The organism is Candidatus Phytoplasma pruni (assembly GCF_001277135.1).
In the GTDB taxonomy this organism is placed as follows: Bacteria; Bacillota_I; Bacilli_A; order Acholeplasmatales; family Acholeplasmataceae; genus Phytoplasma; species Phytoplasma pruni.
On record NZ_LHCF01000001.1, the window covers coordinates 56,491 to 75,211 of the forward strand.

The window sequence follows — 18,721 nt, forward strand, 5'->3', positions numbered from 1 at the left end:
TGATTTTTTTATAATTTTAAAAATTGTTCAATATCTAAAATAAAAACAGTTGCTCCTCCAATAGAAATTTCGGAAGGTAAAGAATAAAAGGCCCCCATTTCATTTAAAACGTTGCCAGGAATCATTTGAGTTCTTTTTCTAGAATGTTCTTTGATAATTTGTAAAACTTCATCTACTCTTTCAGAATCAATACCTATCACAAAAGTAGCATTTTCTTCTCTTAAAAAACCACCTTTAGTAGATAATCTTGTACAAAAAACATTCTCTTTATTTAAATTATTTTGAACTTTATTCGCATCTTCGCTAGACACAATTGCTAAAATTAATTTCATACTATCTTTCATATTTATATTATATAACATTTATTTAATAATATTAATTTTTATTAGGTTATTTTGTTAAAAATAATAAAAATTAATATTATTAGGTCTTTTAAAAATGACACGCAAGAACCTTTGAGGATCCTTTTTAGTGTCTTTTAAAGCAGCATATTCATCCATAACCAAAGGGAAAAGTCTCTTTTTTAACCCATAAAAAGTACTATTTATTATTGATGGTGCATCTGACCCAATGTTCTGACGATATTTGTAATAAATCTGGATCTAGCAAACCGTCTTTTTTAAAGACACGAAAATCAAAGTTAGCGTTTTCAGCGTTATAAAAATCCGTGGCTTCATCATAATGGTTAAAATTCACACTAGTGATTAAAAAATCATTTAATAATTTTTTCGTGTACGGATGTAAGGGGGTTTCTAAAAGAACAGAACTAGCGGCTTTTTCCACTATTTGACCTTTATATAAAACAATGATATTATCAGTTACTTGGGAAACAACCCCTAAATCATGAGTAATAAATAATAAAGCCATTTTATTTTTCTTTTGAAGATTTTTAATTAACTGTAAAATTTCTTTTTGGACTAAAACATCAATTGCTGTAGTAGGTTCATCAGCGATCAAAATTTCCGGTTCACAAGCTAAAGCAATAGCGATCGCGACCCTTTGGCACATCCCGCCTGATAATTGATAAGGATACGAAAACATAACTCTTTCCGGATCATTAATTTCCACTAGTTTTAATAGTTTTAAAGCATGTTGAAAAGCTTTTTCGGTAGACATTTGGCGATGAACAATTAAAACTTCCATAATTTGTTTTTAATTTTTAAAACAGGATTTAAACCTGCTACAGGGTCTTGAAAAATCATCGCGATTTTATCGCCTCTAATTTTTTGCATTTCTCGGTCATTAAAATTAGAAATAATTTGGTCTTTAAAAATAATTTGACCCTCATATATGGTTTGATTTTCTTTTAATAATTGTAAAATAGACATCACGATTTGTGTTTTGCCTGAACCGGATTCACCTATAATCCCCAAGCTTTCGTTTTTATTCAATTCAAAAGAAACCCCTTGTACTACTTTCACTAAACCATTATCCGTGCTAAAATAAGTATGTAAATTATTAACCTTCAATAAATTCATGCTTTTTTATCCTTCTTTTGGTCCAAAGTGCATAAAACAAAATGACCTTTTTTCACTTCATAAAAATCTCTATCCGAAAAATCAGAAGAAAAACTAAATCCTTTCTTTTCTTTCTTCAAAGGTTGTGGTTGCTCTAAATTAGCGTATTGCGGTAAAACCGGAATAGCGTTTAATAATTTTTGTGTATAAGGGTGTAGAGGATTGTTAAACAATTCTTCTGTAGGGGCTAATTCAACTAACCGACCTTTTTCCATCACACCAATGCGATCGCTAATATAACGAGCCACTCCTAAATCATGAGAAATAAATAAATAAGTCATTTGGTACTTCTTTTTTAAAACACTCAATAAATCTAACACTTGTTTTTGCACGGTCACATCTAAAGCTGAGACAATTTCATCACAAACAATAAATTTAGGTTTTAAAATTAAAGTTTTAGCGATATTAACTCTTTGTCTTTGGCCGCCACTTAATTCATGAGAATAACGGTCTAATAAATCTTTCTTTAAACCACAATTTTCCGCTATTGCGATAATTTCTCGCTCATAACGAAGATCTTTTTTATTTTTGACCTTTTTTTGGATTAATAAACCTTGACCGATAATATCTCTAATTTTAAATTTAGGATCTAAAGAGGAAAAAGAATCTTGAAAAATAATTTGGATTTCTCTTCTTAATGGTTTCATCTCTTTTTTCTTTAATTCGTTCAAAGATAAGGTATTTTGATGAGTTTGAGAATAATATAAAATTTGGCCAGAATCAGGTTTTTGAAGTTGAACAATCGTTTTTCTTAAAGTAGATTTCCCTGAACCAGATTCCCCAATAATGCTCAAAGTTTCTTCTTCATAAATAGCAAAATTAAGATTATGATTAGCTTCAAACGCCTTTTTATGTTTCGAAAAAGCTTTATATAAATTTTGAATTTGTAATAAAACTCTCTTTTCTTGCATATCTTTTTATTTATTCTCTTTCTGTTGAGGTTGACGAGGGGGAAAAAGATTGAACCAAGCCTTCGCCGATTAAATTAAAAGCCAAAGAAGTTAATAAAATAAAGATTAAAGTTCCAAAAATTAAATACGGACGAGAACTAATATAGGACTTATTAAAACTCAAAATAGAACCCCATTCAGGCGTAGAAGGGTCAAGACCTAAACCGATAAAACCCATACTAGCGGCAACTAAAATGATAGAACCTAAACGAGTAGTCATTAAAGTAATTAAAGTGCTTAAAACATGAGGAAAAATGTGTTTTCTTAAAATATAAAAATGACTAGCCCCTAAAGAAAGAGCGGTTTGCACAAAATCTTTTTGTGAGACTTGGATAGTCGCCACTCTAATATTTTTAATAAAAAGCGGCAAATAACATATACTCATCGATAAAATCAATTGATTCATCCCTTTTCCGAACATAAAAATCACTATAAAAGCTAACACAAAATCAGGAAAAACCACTAAAAAATCACAAATAAGATTCACTATTGAATCCGTACAACTGCGAAAATAACCCGCTATAATGCCTAAAAGTGTACCTACAAAACCACTTATCAAAGCCGTACAAAAAGCTATTTTTAAAGAATTTCGAGTTCCTTTGATAATAAAACTCCAAAGATCGTGTCCAATGGAGTCTGTTCCCATCCAATGTTCCTTACTGATAGGTTCTAAAGCGTTATAGGTCAAATGACTATCTTCTTTATCAAACCACAAAGGCATCAGATAAGTTAAGACCATTAAACTGGAGAAAATCAATAAACCCCAAAATAACATTTTATTCTTGCGATATATTTTATTTAACATCTGTTTTTTTTCCACTTCATAATAATCAAGCTCACTTCTATTTTGCTCTATGTTTTTTTACTTTATTAAAATTTACGATTTTTTTCTTTCGTTTTAGGGTCCAAACAAACATAAAGTAATTCTAAAGCAATATTAAAGACACTAATAAATAAAGCCAATAAGATGATAGAAGCGCGAATGACTGGGATATCTCTTTTAGTAAAAGATGTCATTATCAAAGAACCCACTCCGTCAATATTAAAAATAGATTCTACTATTAAAGAACCACCTAACATAAAACTAAAAAGTAAGCCAATTTGGGCGATAATAGGCATTAAAGCGTTTTTTAAAACATGATGGAATAAAATATAAGTCGGCGTTAATCCTTTAGCGCGTGCTGCGACAATATAAGGTTGTTCTAAAATCTCAATGATATTATTTCTCGCCGTTCTAGCGATTAAAAAAGTTTGTCCCAAAACTAACGTACTGATAGGCAAAATCCAAGAAGAAGGACTTTCTAAACCAGAAATAGGGAATAACATCCAACGAAAACCTAAAAAATATTGCAAAAAGAAACCTATGATAAAACTAGGCGTGGAAATTATCAAAATAGAAAGTAAAAGTACGAAATAGTCTTTTTTACTGTTTTGATAATAAGCCGCAAACATGCCAGTCAAAATACCTAAAAAAGAGGCAATAAAAATGCTAATGATAGATAATGTTAAAGTAATAGCAAAAGGCGCCATAAATAAGTTAATAGCTTTTCGATCTCTTTGACTGTATGATTTGCCAAAATCAAATTTAAAAATAATCCCTGTCAAATAATCCCAAAATTGTTTATTTGCACTTTTATCTAACCCTAATTCTTGAGTTAATTTGGCTTTTTCTTCATAAGTACTGTCTTGCCCTAATAAAGCTTGTACCGGATCGGAAAAAAGCTTTAAAGCGAAAAAAATACTCACAATAACAAGCAAATAAATAAACATTGTATAAAATATTTTTTTCAAAGTATATTTAGCCATTTTGATACATACTTTCTATAACTTCATTTAGATTTGCTGCCATATATGCATTTCCATAAAGACATCTTTTTTCTTCTTAAGAAAAAGAAATCACAAATACATTTATTATTCTTTAGTTTTAGCGATGCCTAACCAATTAATATTACCGAAAGCATCCATTTCAAAGCCTTTAATTTTATCTCTGGTAATAGAAATTTTTTGTTGTTTAGAAAATAAAGGAACATAAACATAATTGTCTTTTAAAATGGTTTGTATTTGCTTTATTTTCTCTAGATATGAATTAGAACCTGTTTGGTATGTTTCTGTTTCTGAATGATTTTCTGTTTTTTGGGATGGTTTTTGTTCGATAGGAATATTATCTATTTCATCCAATAAAGCCCATACATCATTATTATTACCATTTTTGACGTTATTTTCATTTATATCTTGGTTTTTGAAGTTTTTAAAAGAAGATACATTCATAATACCATCTATCACTTCGCCTTCAACCCTTTTAAAACGTTCTTTTCCTGTGGAATCAGTATTAATTCGACCAAAATATTGTTTTAAAACATAATGAGGATAAGTATTAGATAAACTATCACTAAAAGAAACTATGTCAAAATCTCCTTTTTGAGCTGTTACCAACATAGTGTTAAAATCATTCTTTTCCATTTCACATTGAAAACCTATCACTTCCAAAACGACTTGTAATTTAGATAAAAAGCGATTTCTCAATTTATTATCATCTTGAGTGATTAATATTTTAATTTTTTTTTTATTTGCGGTTTGTTTTGCAATTCTGTTTTAAAACGATTTATTGTCGATTGATGATTTTGTTCTGCTTCGGCACTATCGATTGGTTTTTTGTCTTCCATATTTCCGCCGATTAAACGAGGATCTGAAAAGGAATCGATTTCTTGATAATTCGTTCTTTCATCTTCATTTGTTTGGTTTTTTAATAATTCGTATAATATTTTTTTTTATTTGCCTGAATAATGTCATAAAGAATTTTTCTTGTATCGAAATTTAAAAGATCATTATTCAATAAGATAAATTCTAAATTTAAAAATTCATTCTTTACTGTTTTTAAATGATTGATATTTTTATTTTGGATTTCAAAGATATTTTCATTTGTTGGTTCTATTAATATATCTATATTCTCATTTCGCGTTGCTAAGAAACAAGTCGCAGAATTAGGATAATATTGAAAATGAATTTTGGCGATTTTCGGTTGTTGTTGTTTTTGAGGATGTTTGTCAAATAATTCTAATTGAACTGTTGTGTCGTTTTTGATGAGTTTTAATCGAAAAACCCCTAAGCCTATTGTTATTCCTTTATGAAAGTCTTTTTCACACTCTTTTTGATTTATGACAAAAATTTTACTCAAATAAAATTCATTCATATTGTTTTTGTAATTGTTCAATGTAACAGTGAACTTATTGGGCTCATTTTTAACTTTTTTGAAACTTTCTATATAACGGGCAGATTCTAAACCTAATTCTTTGGTCTTTTCCCAAGAATAAAGAATATCATCGACTGTTAAATCAACGCCATTATGAAATTTAATATTGTCTTTTAACACATATTTTTTTTCTTTAGATGAAGAGTCTGAATAAGTTTTATCTTCATCTAAAATATTGCTTTCATAAGTGGTTTTTTCATATTTTTTATCCTCTGTTGGTTTAGTTTTAGCTATCAATAAAGGTTCATGGATTAAATTTCTTATTATATTATTATAAACAGTTCTGGAACCAAAATTATACATCCCAAAACCTTGTTGCATAGGAGCCGCTGTAGCGACATACAAAGTATCTGTCTTTTCTGAGTTATTTACTTTTTTACCGCTAAACGTGTATAAAAAAGCTCCTATTAATAAAATTATCACCAAAAGAACAATAATAGATGTTTTTTTGTTTTTATTAATATATTTTAAAAATTTATTATCCTTTTTGACCATAGAAATCTGTTACCTCATTTCTAAACTTTAAAATTAACAACAAAAAGCAAAAATTTTAAAGTTATTAAAAAACATCATGCGAATACGCCAAAAATGTCATGAAAATGATAAAAAAAGATATTTATTATATTGATAATTTACCTATATTCAACTAAAAACTAATACAGATGAATTATTTTTTTATACCTTTATAATTGGAGGAAATAAATATATCGTTAAATATATTTACCATTCGTTTAATTCTTAATTTTTATATGATGGAGGCCCTGAACGGATTTGAACCGATGATCAAGCTTTTGCAGAGCCACGCCTTACCACTTGGCTACAGGGCCATTTGTGCTTTAACAAAATAAATAACTATTATAAATAATAGTTATTTATTTTGTCATTAATTTTTCAATGTCATCTATTTCTTTAGGAATATTGTGAGTTAAATTAACATTACCGTTGGAACTAACTAAAACATCGTCTTCAACACGGATGCCTAAACTTAATTCTGGCAAGTATAAACCTGGTTCAATAGTGATAATGCTATTTTCCTTAATAGGTTCAAAAGAATTACCTACATCATGCACTTCTAAGCCTAAATAATGACCTAAACCATGATAACAATATTTATCAATAGATTCGTCTTTTTTTAAAAAACCTAATTCACTTAACCCGTCGCTTAAAATTTGTTTACCATATTGATTCATTTCAGCAAAAGTATATCCTGGTTTAATCCATTCAATAGTTTTTTTATTCGCTTTTAAAACAATTTCATAAATTTGTTTTTGTTGAGGGGTGAATTTTCCACTAGCAGGAAAACAACGAGAAACATCAGAAGTATAATTTTGATAACGAACCCCACAATCTATCAAAACTAAATCATTTGCGCCAATAGGGCTCTTTTGTTGGTTATAATGCAAAATAGTCGCGTTATTACCAGAAGCCACAATAGTGTGAAAAGAGTTGGTTGCGCCATGACTTTCTAAAACATAATGATAAAAAGCCGATATTTCGTATTCATATAATCCAGGTTGCATTTTTTGCGCTATTCCCTCTAAAGCTGTTTTATTTAAAGCAATAGCTTGTTGAATTAAAGCGATTTCTTCTGGTTTTTTAGTGATCCTTAAATCTGCTACCAAATGACAATGATCCTTTATTCTTAAAAAAGGATAATTTGTTTGGATTAAATTAGCCATTTTTAAAGATACAGACAGATTGTCTTTTAATTTAAATTTGGATAAATCTAAATAAATATTTTCCATATAACCAAATTTACTAATTTTCACAGTATTTAATAAAGAAAATACAAGCGTTTTCAAAAGGTTAATATCTAAACAATTCTCAACAGGAATAGAACTTATTTCCGCAGCTTTGGCAAAACTTAAAGTTTCTCCATCCCATAATTTTTTCACAGGATCTACTGGGTCTAAAAACAAAAAAGCTTCTTCTTTTTGTTCGTTTTTAACCATCAATAAAACTACATTTTTCTGTTCTATACCAGTTAAATAATAAAAATTTTTATTAACTTCAAATTTCGCCGTAGCGAAAAGTTCTTCGTTAAACTGATGTTGATCAGAAAAAAACAATACTAGACTATTATTCTCAATTTTTTTAAGCAATGATTGACGATTTTTTTGATAAAATACAGACATTTTTTAAATCCAACTTTTTTATTTTTTTTCTCTTTGGATAGTGTGTTTACGCTCAGACGGACAATATTTATTAAATTCTAAACGCTCCGGATGTTGTTTTTTATTTTTGTAAGTGTAATAATGCTCTCTACCGCAATCTATACAAACTAATTTTACTAATTCGCTCATTTTTATACCCTCTAAACTTCTTATATTATTAACTCATTAAAAATAATTCTCAATAATAAGGACCATAAAAACTCATTAAAAAGTTTTTATTAAATATAATAAATTATTATTTATTATTGAGAATTATTTCAGTAGAAATATAATATTTTTTTAATAAATAAAAAAAAATAGCCTTTATAAAAGCAACTATTTCTTTGATAAAACGACATTAAAATAAAAATTTAATTTAATGGAAAAGATTATTTTTTCAATAAAAAAAGTTTAATAGTGTTATTTTCTAAAGCTTCAGGATAATTATAAATAACTTCTCTCATTCTTTTAAATAAAACACAAATAAGTCCATTGTCAAAATCAATACGAGTAACAACTCCTATTTCTTTTTCGTTTTCAACTTTTACTCTTTGGCCGATGAGATAATTATCATCATTATGTAAAGCCATATATCTACCAATTTATCCTTCTTTCGATAACTTTATGTTAAAGAATTATAAAGAAAAACAAAACATTTTATATAATTATTTTTTAAATATTTCTTTAAATTTTTTATTTACTTGGAAAACAGGAACATCTTGTGCAGGCACAGTTAAAACTTGTTCACTTTTAGGAACTTTACATTTTCTTTCCTTACGGTGTTTTAATCGAACAATTCCTAATCCTGGAAGAATTATTTTTGCATCTTCATGTAACCCTTTTTTAATTGTTTCGTTTAAAGATAGTAAAAATTTTTCTACTTCTTTTTTATTAACGCCCAATTTTTCGGACATTGCAATTAATAAATCTGATTTGGTCAATGTTAATCTCCTTTAATTATATTTTTTCTTTTATATTTGCAAATCTACTTGTATTTTAACAAAAAAATCTTTTATCAACTACAAAAAATAACATAGATTCATTTATTTTCAAAATTGAAAATCTTGTTTATGTTTATAATAATTTATTTTTTTTCAAAAACAACATGAATATAACTTGATTTTAACACACAATTACTCTTTATTAACACAAAATCATTTATTTTTGTTTTATTTTGTCTCTAATATCTTAGATAAGATATTTTCTAGGGGTTTTTTTTCAAAAACGACTTGATAAGTGCTTTGGATGATAGGTAAAGCAATGTTTTTCTCTATAGATAATTCATAAAAAACTTTTAAATTGTTAACTCCTTCAATAGTTTGAAAAGAATTAGCATAAATATCGTTTAAATCCATTCCTAAACGGATTTTTTTACCCGCTTGATAATTACGTGAATTTTCGTTAAAAGCTGTCACGATAAAATCGCCTAAACCAGAAAGCCCTAAAACAATGTCGGTTTTCATGTCTAAAATTTCTAACACTTTTTTCATTTCTATAATGCCTAAACTGATAAAAGCCGCTTTAGCGTTAGTTTGGAAATCCTCATTATCTAAAACACCACTTGCCAAAGATAAAGCATTTTTAAAAGCACTACATAATTCGGATCCCATAACATCATCAGAAGGATGGATTTTCAAATAATGAGGGTTAGAAAATATTTCCACTATTTTTTCACTAAAAGCTTTATCATCAGAAGCGGACAATAAAAAAGTTATTCGCCTTAAAATGACTTCTTCCGCATGCGAAGGACCTAATAAAGAAGCATAATTTTTCAACTTATCAGGATCTATTTCCTCTTTAGTAATTTGAAAAATCATTTTATTACTCTTAGTTTCAATCCCTTTAGAAGCGTTAATAAAACTTTTGGGTTTTTTCAAAAGAGGATTAATTTGTTGTAAAAAAGTTCTCATGTTTTGAGCAGGGATGCATAAAACAATGATATCTGCAAAATTCAACGATTTTTCTAAATCATTAGTAGCAACAATCTTTTGCAAAGATAAATCAAAAATAGGATGTTGTTGGTTGTTAATTTTATTAATATATGTTTCGTTATTATCATATATTAAGACTTGATGTTGGTTGTCGGTCAAAACTTGTCCTAAAGTAGAGCCCCAAGCGCCGCCACCCATAATAGTGATTTTTTTCATAACAAATCCATTTCTTTCTTTTTAAAAATCATTTTAATCGGTAATCCTTTTAATTCTAAGTGTAATCTCAATTGGTTGTTTAAATATCTTTTATAAGAAAAATGAATATAATCAGGATTATTAACTAAACAAATGAATTCCGGCGGTTTGGTCGATGTTTGTTTCAGAAAATAAAATTTAGCCTTTCCACCTTTAAATAAAGCAGGAGGATTCATTTGAGTCGCTTCATGCAAAATATCGTTCAAAAGGGCGGCGCTAAAAGATTGATGATAATTATAAAATATTTCTTCTAAAACAGGAAAAAAAGTATGAATTCTTTTTTTATTAAAAGCTGACACATACACGATAGGAACATGATCAAAAAATTTAAATTCATTTTTGATTTTTTCATCAAATTTTTTCATATCTTTATCGTTATTTTCCGCTAAATCCCATTTATTCACTACAATCATACAAGGTTTAGCATAGTTAAAAATCATAGCCGCAATATTACGGTCTTGATCAAAAATTTCTTGACTAGCATCCAGAACAAAACAAACAATATCACTTCTTTCCAGAGCACTTAAAGCTCTTAAAGAACTGTATTTTTCTTGTTTTTCATAAATTTTGCCTCTTTTTCTTAAACCGGCAGTATCTACGATATGATACGTTTTACCGTCTTTTTGAAAAACAGTGTCCACAGCGTCTGTAGTGGTACCAGGAACATCAGAAACAATCATTCTTTCTTGCGCTAATAAAGCGTTAGTTAAGGTTGATTTGCCTACATTAGGTCGTCCTATCAAAGAAAACCTTAATTCTTCGTCATTAATTTTGACATCTGTTTTGCGAGGATGATGAGCGATTACTTTATCTAATAATTCACCAATACCAATGCCATGATGAGTGCTAATCCCCACCACTTCATCAAAACCTAAAGAATAAAAATCATAAACATTTTCGATAAAATAAATATTATCGATTTTATTGACTGCTACGATAATAGGAATATTTTTTTTATAAAGCAGTTTAGCGATATTTAAATCTTCTTGAATCAATCTAGTATGACCGTCGGTCACAAAAATAATTAAATGGGCTTCATTAATAGCCAATTCTGCTTGATGTTTAATTTGTTCTTTAATAGAGACATTTTCAATTTCAATTCCTCCAGTATCAATCAAAGAAAAACTTTGGTTTAACCAGGTAGCTTTAGAATAAATACGATCTTTGGTCGTCCCTGCTTTTTCATAAACAATCGATATTCTTTCATTTAAAATACGATTGAATAAACTCGATTTGCCTACATTAGGGCGCCCTATAATAGCTACTTTAAAATTCATAATTTTTCCATTATTTTAGCTTCTATAAATTGCACCACTTCATCAATAGACATATCAGTCGTATCTAAGAATAAAGCATCTTCGGCTTTTTTTAGAGGAGCTAATTCTCTTTCTATATCTTGTTTATCTCTCGCTTCAATACTTTCCGCAATACTTTCTAAAGAAATATTTTTTTGTTTTTTAGCGAATAATTCTTTTTGTTTTCTAAGAGCTCTCTTTTGCGCAGAAGCTGTTAAAAAAATTTTTAAATTAGCTTCGGGCATCACAACGGTTCCTATGTCTCTTCCGTCCATAATAATAAAAGGGTGTTGTTGGATTAATTTTTGTTGTAAATTAAAAATTTTATTTCTCACTACAGCTAAAGAAGAAATAAAAGAGATTTCTTTTTCTATTTCTTTATCTTTTAAACGAAAAGTTAAATCTTCATTATTCAAATAAAAGATATTGTCGGCTAATTTAATATGAGTTTCTTCTAACCTTTTGGCTAAGATTTTTTGGTCTTCTGGCGTTTTATAAGGTACTTTATTCTTTAAAACATAATAAGTCAAAATACGGAATAAAACACCTGTATTTAAATAAAACCATCCAAATTTATCCGATAATAATTGACTGATAGTACTTTTGCCTGAACCAGCTGGCCCATCAATAGCTAATCTAAAACTTAACATATTATAACATTCTCCGCGTTTTTTGATTATCTTTCTTTGAGTTGATGAATTGTGGAAATATTCACCCCAATATGACATTTAGATATCTTTCTTTTTTTATTTCAAAATTTATTCTAACATTATTTACTCGTGTCTCGAGAAACGTATTGTCCTGTTTCTGTATTCACAATAATTGTTTCATCTTGAGCAATAAAAATAGGTACTTTAACCTTTAAACCTGTTTCTAAAACAGCATCTTTATAAGTGGTGGTTTTTTTAGTATCGCCAACCGCTCCAGGATCCGTTTGTACCACTTTTAAAGATATTTTGTCTGGCAAAGAAACGCCTAAAATTTCTTTCTCATCGCAAAAAACCACTTCCACCACCATTTCTTCAGCTAAATATTTAACTGCACCTTTTAGGATTTTTTGCGGTATTTCAATTTGTTCATAAGTAGTCTCATCAATAAAAACGTATTTTTCATAATAAATATAAGAAAATTTTAATTTTCTTTTGTCAATTAACGCTGTTTCCACTTTGATACCAGAATTAAAAGTATGTTCGATAATTCCGCCTGTTCTCAAGTTTTTGAGTTTACTACGTACAAAAGCTGCCCCTTTGCCTGGTTTAACATGTAAAAACTCAATAACTTGGTAAATATGATTGTTTAATTTAATGGTTTGACCTGTTTTAAAATCGTTTGTACTAATCATTTTAGTTGGATTCCTTTTTTAAAAATTTTTCAATTATATTAATGGCTTGGTTTTCTAAATCATCTGATAAAGCATCTATCACAAATAAAGGTTTTATTTGGTGCTTAAACCATGTTTTTTGTCTTTTAGCGTATTTAAAAGTTTTAGAAATAATTAATCGTTTAGCTTCTTCTAAAGTGATTTGTTCTTCTAAAAACAATTTTATTTCCCGATATCCAATAATATTGAAATGAGTTTGAGGATAATCTTTGATTAAAATTTTGACTTCTTCGATAAAACCTTTTTCTAACATCTGTTCTAACCTTAAAACGATTCTTTGTTTTAAAATCTTGCGCTTGATATCTAAATAAATCACTAAAAAATCAAAAAGAGGCGTGTTTTTGCCTTGTTTGTCAGATCTTAATTTGCTTTGGTTTAAATGTTGATAAGCACTGATAATGCGGTGAGGATTATTCTCATCTAAAACCAAATGAGGGTCTTTTTCTTTCACTGCTTGAAGTAGTTGTTTAATATCAAACTTTTCGTCTAAATAATTTTTAGGTAAAACTTTTCCTTCAAATTCATAATCAAAAAGAGCGGCTTTAATATATAAACCACTTCCTCCCACTAAAAAAGGAACATCAATTTGAGGAATAATTTTTCTGACATCTTTTTGAAAGTCATAAATATTATAACAATCTTTAGGCGAAATAACGTTTAACAAATGATGTTTAATGTTATTTTGTTCTTCTAACGTGACTTTAGCTGAACCAATATCAAATTTTTGATAAATTTGTACTGAATCAGCGTTAATTATTTCGCCTTGAAAATGTTGAGCTAATTTGATTGAAAGAGCGGTCTTTCCTGATGTGGTCGGACCCGCAATAACTATAATTTTTTTCACATTCTTTTCCGATTTCTTTTAGATTGGAGTTTAAATAGACGATAATTTTTTTATTCGCTATATTTAATTTTAGTAATTTTCCTCTCTTTGCCAAAGGTCAATAAAACTCCATTTAATTGTCTTTTTCCTTCAGCGTTTTTTTGTTTCATTTTGTTTTTAGTATTTAAAAAATTATTAATAATAATGTTTTTATCTTGACCGATGACGCCATCTAAAGGACCTGTCATGCCTACATCAGATATATAAAGCGTTTTTTTGGGCAAAATACGATCATCGTTCGTTTGGACGTGAGTATGAGTTCCAACTATAGCATCGATTCTTCCGTCAAAATAATGAGCTAAAGCGATTTTCTCACTAGTAGCTTGAGCGTGAAAATCCAATAAAGAATAATCATATAGGTCGCGATATTCGTGTAAAATTTTATCTACTTCTGTAAAAGGGGAAGATAAAGAGTCGTTATTCATAAAAACTCTTCCTAAAGCGTTCATTATCAATATCTTTTTATTTTGATATGTAACGATTTTATAACCACTTCCCACTTTCTTGCTTTCATCATTAACCGGACGAATAACGTTAGAATGGTCAATAAAATTTTCTAAAGAATTGTGCTTCCAAGTATGATTTCCCATAGTCATTAAATTAACTCCAGAAAGAGTTAAATTTTGGTAATTTTCATAATTTAAACCTTGTCCGTCGGCTACGTTTTCAGCGTTAACAATGACCATTTCGGCATTATATTTTTTTTTTAAGAGATTGATTTTTTCCATTAAATAATCAACACCTGATTTTCCACAAATGTCTCCGACAAAAAGAATGTTCATCGTTTGCTCCTTTGTTTTATTTTTCCTCATTTGTTGAATTAATAAAATTAACCAAATAATCATTTAAAATAACTTTTTTTAACTATTAACGTCAAAAACTTCGGTCACTCTAAATTCTCTGATAACTGTTATTTTAATACTTCCATTGTAATTGATGTTTTTTTTAATTTGGTTTTTAATTTGTTCGGCTATCAAAAAAGTTGCTAAATCATCAATATCTTCTGGTTTAACAATTACTCTTATTTCTCTACCTGATCTAATAGCGTAAGATTTCTCAACTCCTTTAATGTTATCGGCTATTTCTTCTAATTGAGTTATCCTTTGAATATAATTTTCGATTGATTCTCTACGTGCTCCAGGGCGAGAAGAACTAATTGCATCAGCAATAGCCACTAAAACAGCTATAACAGTTTTTGGTTCTTCGTCTTCATGATGAGATGCTATAGCATCTATTACTTCTTTAGGCTCTTGAAATTTAGTTGCTAAATCTACACCAATTTTAACATGACTGCCTTCTATTTCGTAATCTAGGGATTTTCCTATATCATGCAAAAGACCGGCTCTTCTGGCAATATTTTGGTTTTCGCCTATTTCGGCGGCTAATTTACCAGCTATAAAAGCTACTTCCACAGAATGTCTTAAAACATTTTGCCCATAACTAGTTCTAAAATTTAATTTACCCAACAATTGGACTAAATCATTATGAATAAAACCTATTTTAGTTTCTAAAACAGCTTCTTCACCTATTTCTTGTATAAAATTATCTACTTCAAAATTCATTTTATTAAAAGTTTTTTCAATACTCGCTGGAGTGATTCTACCATCTACGATTAAACTTTCTAAAGTTCTTCTCGCTATTTCTCTTCTAATAGAATCAAAAGAACTTAAAATAACTGTATTAGGAACATCATCTATAATTAGATCAACTCCTGTAATAATTTCAAAAGATTTAATGTTTCTACCGTCTTTACCTATAATACGACCTTTTAAATCATTATTTTCAAAATAAATGATATCTACGTTATGTTCCGAAGAAATATCTCGAGATAAAGTTTGCATTGTGGAAACTAATAAATTAGTGGCTTGTTTTTTAACTTTAAATTTCAACTCTTCTTCTTTTTCTTTGATTAAAAACATCATATCTTGCGCAACTAATGTTCTTGCCTCTTCCATTAAAATTTCTTTAGCTTTAACTTGAGTTAAAGAAGCTATTTCTTCTAATTTTAATTGTTGTTGGTTAATAATTTGTTGGTTCTTGCTTTGAAGGTGTTCCATTTCTTTTTTTTGTTTATTGATGTTTTGTTCTTTAAAAAACAATAATTCCTCTTTCTCATTTAAATATTTAGTTCGAGAAGCCAACAAGTCTTCTTTATAAATTATTTTTTCCTCTAAATTAACGATTATTTTTCTTCTTTGGTTTAAATCATATTCTGTTTCTTTTTTTAATAAATAAATTTCTTTTTTAGCTTCTGATAAGAGATCTTGCGCTAATATTTGAGAATTTATTATTTTATCTTTGATTTTTTTATTGGCGTTTTGAAGCATTTTTTGAATTTTAAACCGATAATGAAAAAAATAATAATAAACTCCCGCAGTTAATAAGATTAAGAGCAGAACAACCAAAGCAAGGAACCATAAATGTGTTCCTGGTAACATTTTAATTGTATGCCTTCCCTTTTTTACATATGTGTGTTTTTTTATTTTTATTCTTGAAAATGAAAATAATTTTTTTATCAAACAAAAATAACTTATCCTTATTATAAACCATTCTTTAGAATTAAAAAAACATTTATTTATATTTTAAATAAAATTCTTTTCAAAATTAATTTATCTTTTTTAATCTTAATTCTAAATTAGGATTGTAAAAAAACATTATACCATAAAACAACATTATTGTAAAGGACGAAAGTCCTATAAATAAGGCAAAAGGGCGAAATATTTTTTGTTTTTCCGCCCAGACTTCTTTTCTATGATGCGAATATATAAAAAATAAACAAATTAAAAAATTTTAATTTGTTTATGATTGTCCTAGATAAGGCGATCCAATCCAAAACTTATTTTCCATTTTTGAAAAATCAATTCGTTTTTCTATATATAGTCTGAAATAATCGATTGACTTTATTGGAAGTAGGTGTTTTGCGCGAAGGAGCTTTTTTACCTTCGACTACATTATTTTTATCTGGTTTTGATGGATTTAATATTTTTTTTTGCATTTCATCTAAGAAATTTTGGCCTAAAGCAATTGTTTTATCTTGTATTTTATGAAATATTGGTGAATTTTGTAATTTATCCAATAAGTCTGCGCTAGAGCCTGTTTTACTCTTACTTTCTGGAGCGATTTGGTAATCTTTTGGAGTTGTTAAATCAGAATTTTCTGCTATCTTTTCTTCTGATTCAATGTTTAAAGGTGTTTCTGCTGAAAATATTTCTTCTGAGATGGGTTCTTCTGATTCTAATATATTTTCTTCTGCAGCGAAAGCGCTGATATAAATGACTGAAAAAACAACCATTAAAATGGCCATTATCGAAAGCGACCTAATGATTAATTTTTTAGAATTGAATTTGTTTGTCAATTTTTTTGTTAAAACTCCTCTTTTTTGGGATAATTTATTTTTTTAATGTTTTTAAAGTTTAATTTTAAGTTTTTAAGTTTAATTTTAAGTTTTTAAGTTTAATTTTTAATTTATGTTTAGGTTGGAAAGTTTATAAAATTATAATAATTTTTACAAATATTTAAAATTTAACTATCCGTTAATATTATATATTAACATTTGACTTATAGAAATAAAAAAATTACTTTATTATCTTTTGTTTTATAACAATTTTTACCCTATAAACGGTTTATTGAGGATTTTATCTAAATAAGATTGAAAAGTTGGACCGAAGGTATTTCTTTTTGTTTTAAACTTTTCTTTTTAGATTTTTAGTAAAAAAGCCTTTTATCTTATCAAAAAAACTTATAATGGAGTTATATTGGATATAAAGTGAAAAAAATTATGAAGAAAAACAATTTATGAGTTAATATAAAAAAGCCTAAAAACATCAAAATAACTGCTATTATCGTAATAGTGATCATTTTTTTATATGTTTTTTCTTTTTTTAGCGTTTATAAGTGGTTTAAAAACTTTCAGAAGACAACTCCTATCCTCATTTCTGTTCCAGAAAACACTTCCCAACCGATAAACAACAATAACATCTTCCAAGATGATAAGCAAAAAGATTCTATTTTAAAGGACAAAATCAACCTTACCCCTTATTTAGAATATTCTGATAAAGAAGGCAACACCATCAGAGAATACCGTTTTTTTGAAAATATGGAACCAAAGTGGTTGATACTTTAAACCAATTAAAACCTTTTCAAAAACCTTGTATTTTCCATTCCAACCAAGGACCTCAATATACCGAGAAAGTTTTTCAAAATTTATTAAAACAAAAAGGTTATCTCCAAAGTTTCTCTGATGCAGGTTTTTCTGCTCACAACAGTTGCATAGAGTCTTTTTGGTCTAATTTTAAAGGCGAACAACTTTATTTAAGAGATTTAGAAAACACAAACACTAAAAAATGATTACTCAATATATTTATTATTACAACCACAAAAGAAGTATGAAATATTTAAATTATTTTTCTCCTAAAACTTTTAAAGTGAAAAAAGAGGTTTTTCTAAGTTTTTGGAGAAGACGATTTGGGAAAAGTTTTAAATCAAATACTTAGGAATCAGTTTTATTATAAAAATAAAAAAAACTCCTCTTAAACACTGGGATGTCGAGCATTTTCCGCCCAAAATAATAGCCAATTTTTCAATTTTAAACAATCTTTTTTTAAAAGCTTATTTATTTTTTTTTAATCATAAATTTATTTTTCGTTAATATTTGATACCAAAAAGGCATCTTAAAAGGGTATTTTTAAACGGACGTTAAACCTCATTTTTATTATTTTAAGAATTTTATTGATTTACTCTTTTGCTTAAATGATAAAAAATTTATAAAAATGAGATATCTATATGGTTACACAAAAGGCAAAAATATTTTCTCTAATATAATTAGAACATATTTTTAGTCAATATTTTAAAAAAGGTTGACAAATAATTTTTTTATATTATTATTGAATTAATTAATAACTAACCTTTCCAAAAAAAACTATTTTTTTGGAAAGGTTAGTTATTTTCAATCGGTGCCATTATAGAGGAGATCGACCGTGAGGACGTTTATTTTTCTTTTTTTACCATTATTGAATCTACTAATTTTTATATTTTTTTGTTAAAATAAAATGATATTTTAAAATTGAAGTAAATGAAATTAAAAATAATATTTTAATAAATAAAAAA

The 18,721-nt window shown here is 27.8% G+C and carries 22 protein-coding genes and 1 tRNA gene; 2 read left to right on the forward strand and 21 right to left on the reverse strand.

Annotated features, from left to right (window positions below):
* Window positions 1–8: 8 nt before the first annotated feature.
* From CPX_RS00255 to CPX_RS00350, 21 genes are all read right to left on the reverse strand, one after another.
* Window positions 9–332, reverse strand: coding sequence for a cyclic-di-AMP receptor (locus CPX_RS00255; RefSeq protein ID WP_053521298.1), 324 nt, complete (start codon window positions 330–332; stop codon window positions 9–11).
* Between the two features lie 208 nt (window positions 333–540).
* The gene (locus CPX_RS03440) at window positions 541–1,143 is read right to left on the reverse strand and encodes an ATP-binding cassette domain-containing protein (protein WP_268760242.1); all 603 of its coding nucleotides are present in this window, start codon (window positions 1,141–1,143) and stop codon (window positions 541–543) included.
* Window positions 1,131–1,478 carry an ATP-binding cassette domain-containing protein gene (locus CPX_RS03445; protein ID WP_268760243.1) on the reverse strand — a complete coding sequence of 116 codons (348 nt, stop codon included), beginning with the start codon at window positions 1,476–1,478 and terminating at the stop codon, window positions 1,131–1,133. The genes CPX_RS03440 and CPX_RS03445 overlap by 13 nt, the downstream gene beginning before the upstream one ends.
* Complete coding sequence (locus CPX_RS00265; RefSeq protein ID WP_053521275.1) at window positions 1,475–2,428, reverse strand: ABC transporter ATP-binding protein; 954 nt, start codon at window positions 2,426–2,428, stop codon at window positions 1,475–1,477. The genes CPX_RS03445 and CPX_RS00265 overlap by 4 nt, the downstream gene beginning before the upstream one ends.
* 10 nt (window positions 2,429–2,438) lie before the next feature.
* Window positions 2,439–3,272 (reverse strand): ABC transporter permease, encoded by an 834-nt coding sequence (locus CPX_RS00270; protein WP_053521276.1) that lies wholly within the window; start codon window positions 3,270–3,272, stop codon window positions 2,439–2,441.
* A gap of 65 nt (window positions 3,273–3,337) precedes the next feature.
* Window positions 3,338–4,273, reverse strand: a complete 936-nt coding sequence (locus CPX_RS00275) for an ABC transporter permease (RefSeq protein ID WP_053521277.1) — start codon at window positions 4,271–4,273, stop codon at window positions 3,338–3,340.
* 105 nt (window positions 4,274–4,378) lie between these two features.
* Window positions 4,379–4,990, reverse strand: a complete 612-nt coding sequence (locus tag CPX_RS03160; protein WP_235443159.1) for a periplasmic substrate-binding domain-containing protein — start codon at window positions 4,988–4,990, stop codon at window positions 4,379–4,381.
* 220 nt (window positions 4,991–5,210) lie between these two features.
* Window positions 5,211–6,212, reverse strand: a complete 1,002-nt coding sequence (locus tag CPX_RS00285) for an ABC transporter substrate-binding protein (protein WP_235443160.1) — start codon at window positions 6,210–6,212, stop codon at window positions 5,211–5,213.
* A gap of 258 nt (window positions 6,213–6,470) precedes the next feature.
* Window positions 6,471–6,544 (reverse strand) — tRNA-Cys (locus tag CPX_RS00290).
* Window positions 6,545–6,589: 45 nt separating this feature from the next.
* Window positions 6,590–7,852 carry an aminopeptidase P family protein gene (locus CPX_RS00295; RefSeq protein WP_053521278.1) on the reverse strand — a complete coding sequence of 421 codons (1,263 nt, stop codon included), beginning with the start codon at window positions 7,850–7,852 and terminating at the stop codon, window positions 6,590–6,592.
* 18 nt (window positions 7,853–7,870) lie between these two features.
* Complete coding sequence (gene rpmG, locus CPX_RS00300) at window positions 7,871–8,020, reverse strand: 50S ribosomal protein L33 (protein ID WP_053521279.1); 150 nt, start codon at window positions 8,018–8,020, stop codon at window positions 7,871–7,873.
* 239 nt (window positions 8,021–8,259) lie between these two features.
* Window positions 8,260–8,460, reverse strand: coding sequence for a hypothetical protein (locus CPX_RS00305; RefSeq protein ID WP_053521280.1), 201 nt, complete (start codon window positions 8,458–8,460; stop codon window positions 8,260–8,262).
* A gap of 75 nt (window positions 8,461–8,535) precedes the next feature.
* A complete protein-coding gene (locus CPX_RS00310) occupies window positions 8,536–8,811 on the reverse strand; it encodes an HU family DNA-binding protein (protein WP_053521281.1) in 276 nt (91 codons plus the stop codon).
* A gap of 228 nt (window positions 8,812–9,039) precedes the next feature.
* Complete coding sequence (locus CPX_RS00315; RefSeq protein WP_053521282.1) at window positions 9,040–10,017, reverse strand: NAD(P)H-dependent glycerol-3-phosphate dehydrogenase; 978 nt, start codon at window positions 10,015–10,017, stop codon at window positions 9,040–9,042.
* A complete protein-coding gene (der, locus tag CPX_RS00320) occupies window positions 10,014–11,333 on the reverse strand; it encodes a ribosome biogenesis GTPase Der (protein ID WP_053521283.1) in 1,320 nt (439 codons plus the stop codon). Before der ends, CPX_RS00315 begins: the two co-directional genes overlap by 4 nt.
* Window positions 11,330–12,079 (reverse strand): (d)CMP kinase, encoded by a 750-nt coding sequence (gene cmk, locus CPX_RS00325; RefSeq protein WP_235443161.1) that lies wholly within the window; start codon window positions 12,077–12,079, stop codon window positions 11,330–11,332. Before cmk ends, der begins: the two co-directional genes overlap by 4 nt.
* Before the next feature lie 41 nt (window positions 12,080–12,120).
* Entirely contained in the window at window positions 12,121–12,693 is a 573-nt protein-coding gene (efp, locus tag CPX_RS00330) for an elongation factor P (RefSeq protein WP_053521284.1), read from the reverse strand.
* Window position 12,694: 1 nt separating this feature from the next.
* Window positions 12,695–13,576, reverse strand: coding sequence for a tRNA (adenosine(37)-N6)-dimethylallyltransferase MiaA (gene miaA / locus CPX_RS00335; protein ID WP_053521285.1), 882 nt, complete (start codon window positions 13,574–13,576; stop codon window positions 12,695–12,697).
* Window positions 13,577–13,626: 50 nt separating this feature from the next.
* Window positions 13,627–14,397, reverse strand: coding sequence for a TIGR00282 family metallophosphoesterase (locus CPX_RS00340; protein ID WP_053521300.1), 771 nt, complete (start codon window positions 14,395–14,397; stop codon window positions 13,627–13,629).
* Between the two features lie 78 nt (window positions 14,398–14,475).
* Window positions 14,476–16,053, reverse strand: a complete 1,578-nt coding sequence (rny, locus tag CPX_RS00345) for a ribonuclease Y (protein WP_053521286.1) — start codon at window positions 16,051–16,053, stop codon at window positions 14,476–14,478.
* A gap of 419 nt (window positions 16,054–16,472) precedes the next feature.
* Window positions 16,473–16,919: a hypothetical protein gene (locus CPX_RS00350; RefSeq protein WP_235443162.1), complete on the reverse strand. Its 447-nt coding sequence runs from the start codon at window positions 16,917–16,919 to the stop codon at window positions 16,473–16,475.
* 803 nt (window positions 16,920–17,722) lie between these two features.
* Here CPX_RS00350 and CPX_RS00360 point away from each other — a divergent pair.
* Window positions 17,723–17,962 carry a transposase gene (locus CPX_RS00360; RefSeq protein WP_053521289.1) on the forward strand — a complete coding sequence of 80 codons (240 nt, stop codon included), beginning with the start codon at window positions 17,723–17,725 and terminating at the stop codon, window positions 17,960–17,962.
* Window positions 17,959–18,108 (forward strand): IS3 family transposase, encoded by a 150-nt coding sequence (locus tag CPX_RS03550; protein WP_420885265.1) that lies wholly within the window; start codon window positions 17,959–17,961, stop codon window positions 18,106–18,108. The genes CPX_RS00360 and CPX_RS03550 overlap by 4 nt, the downstream gene beginning before the upstream one ends.
* The last annotated feature ends 613 nt before the right edge of the window (window positions 18,109–18,721 follow it).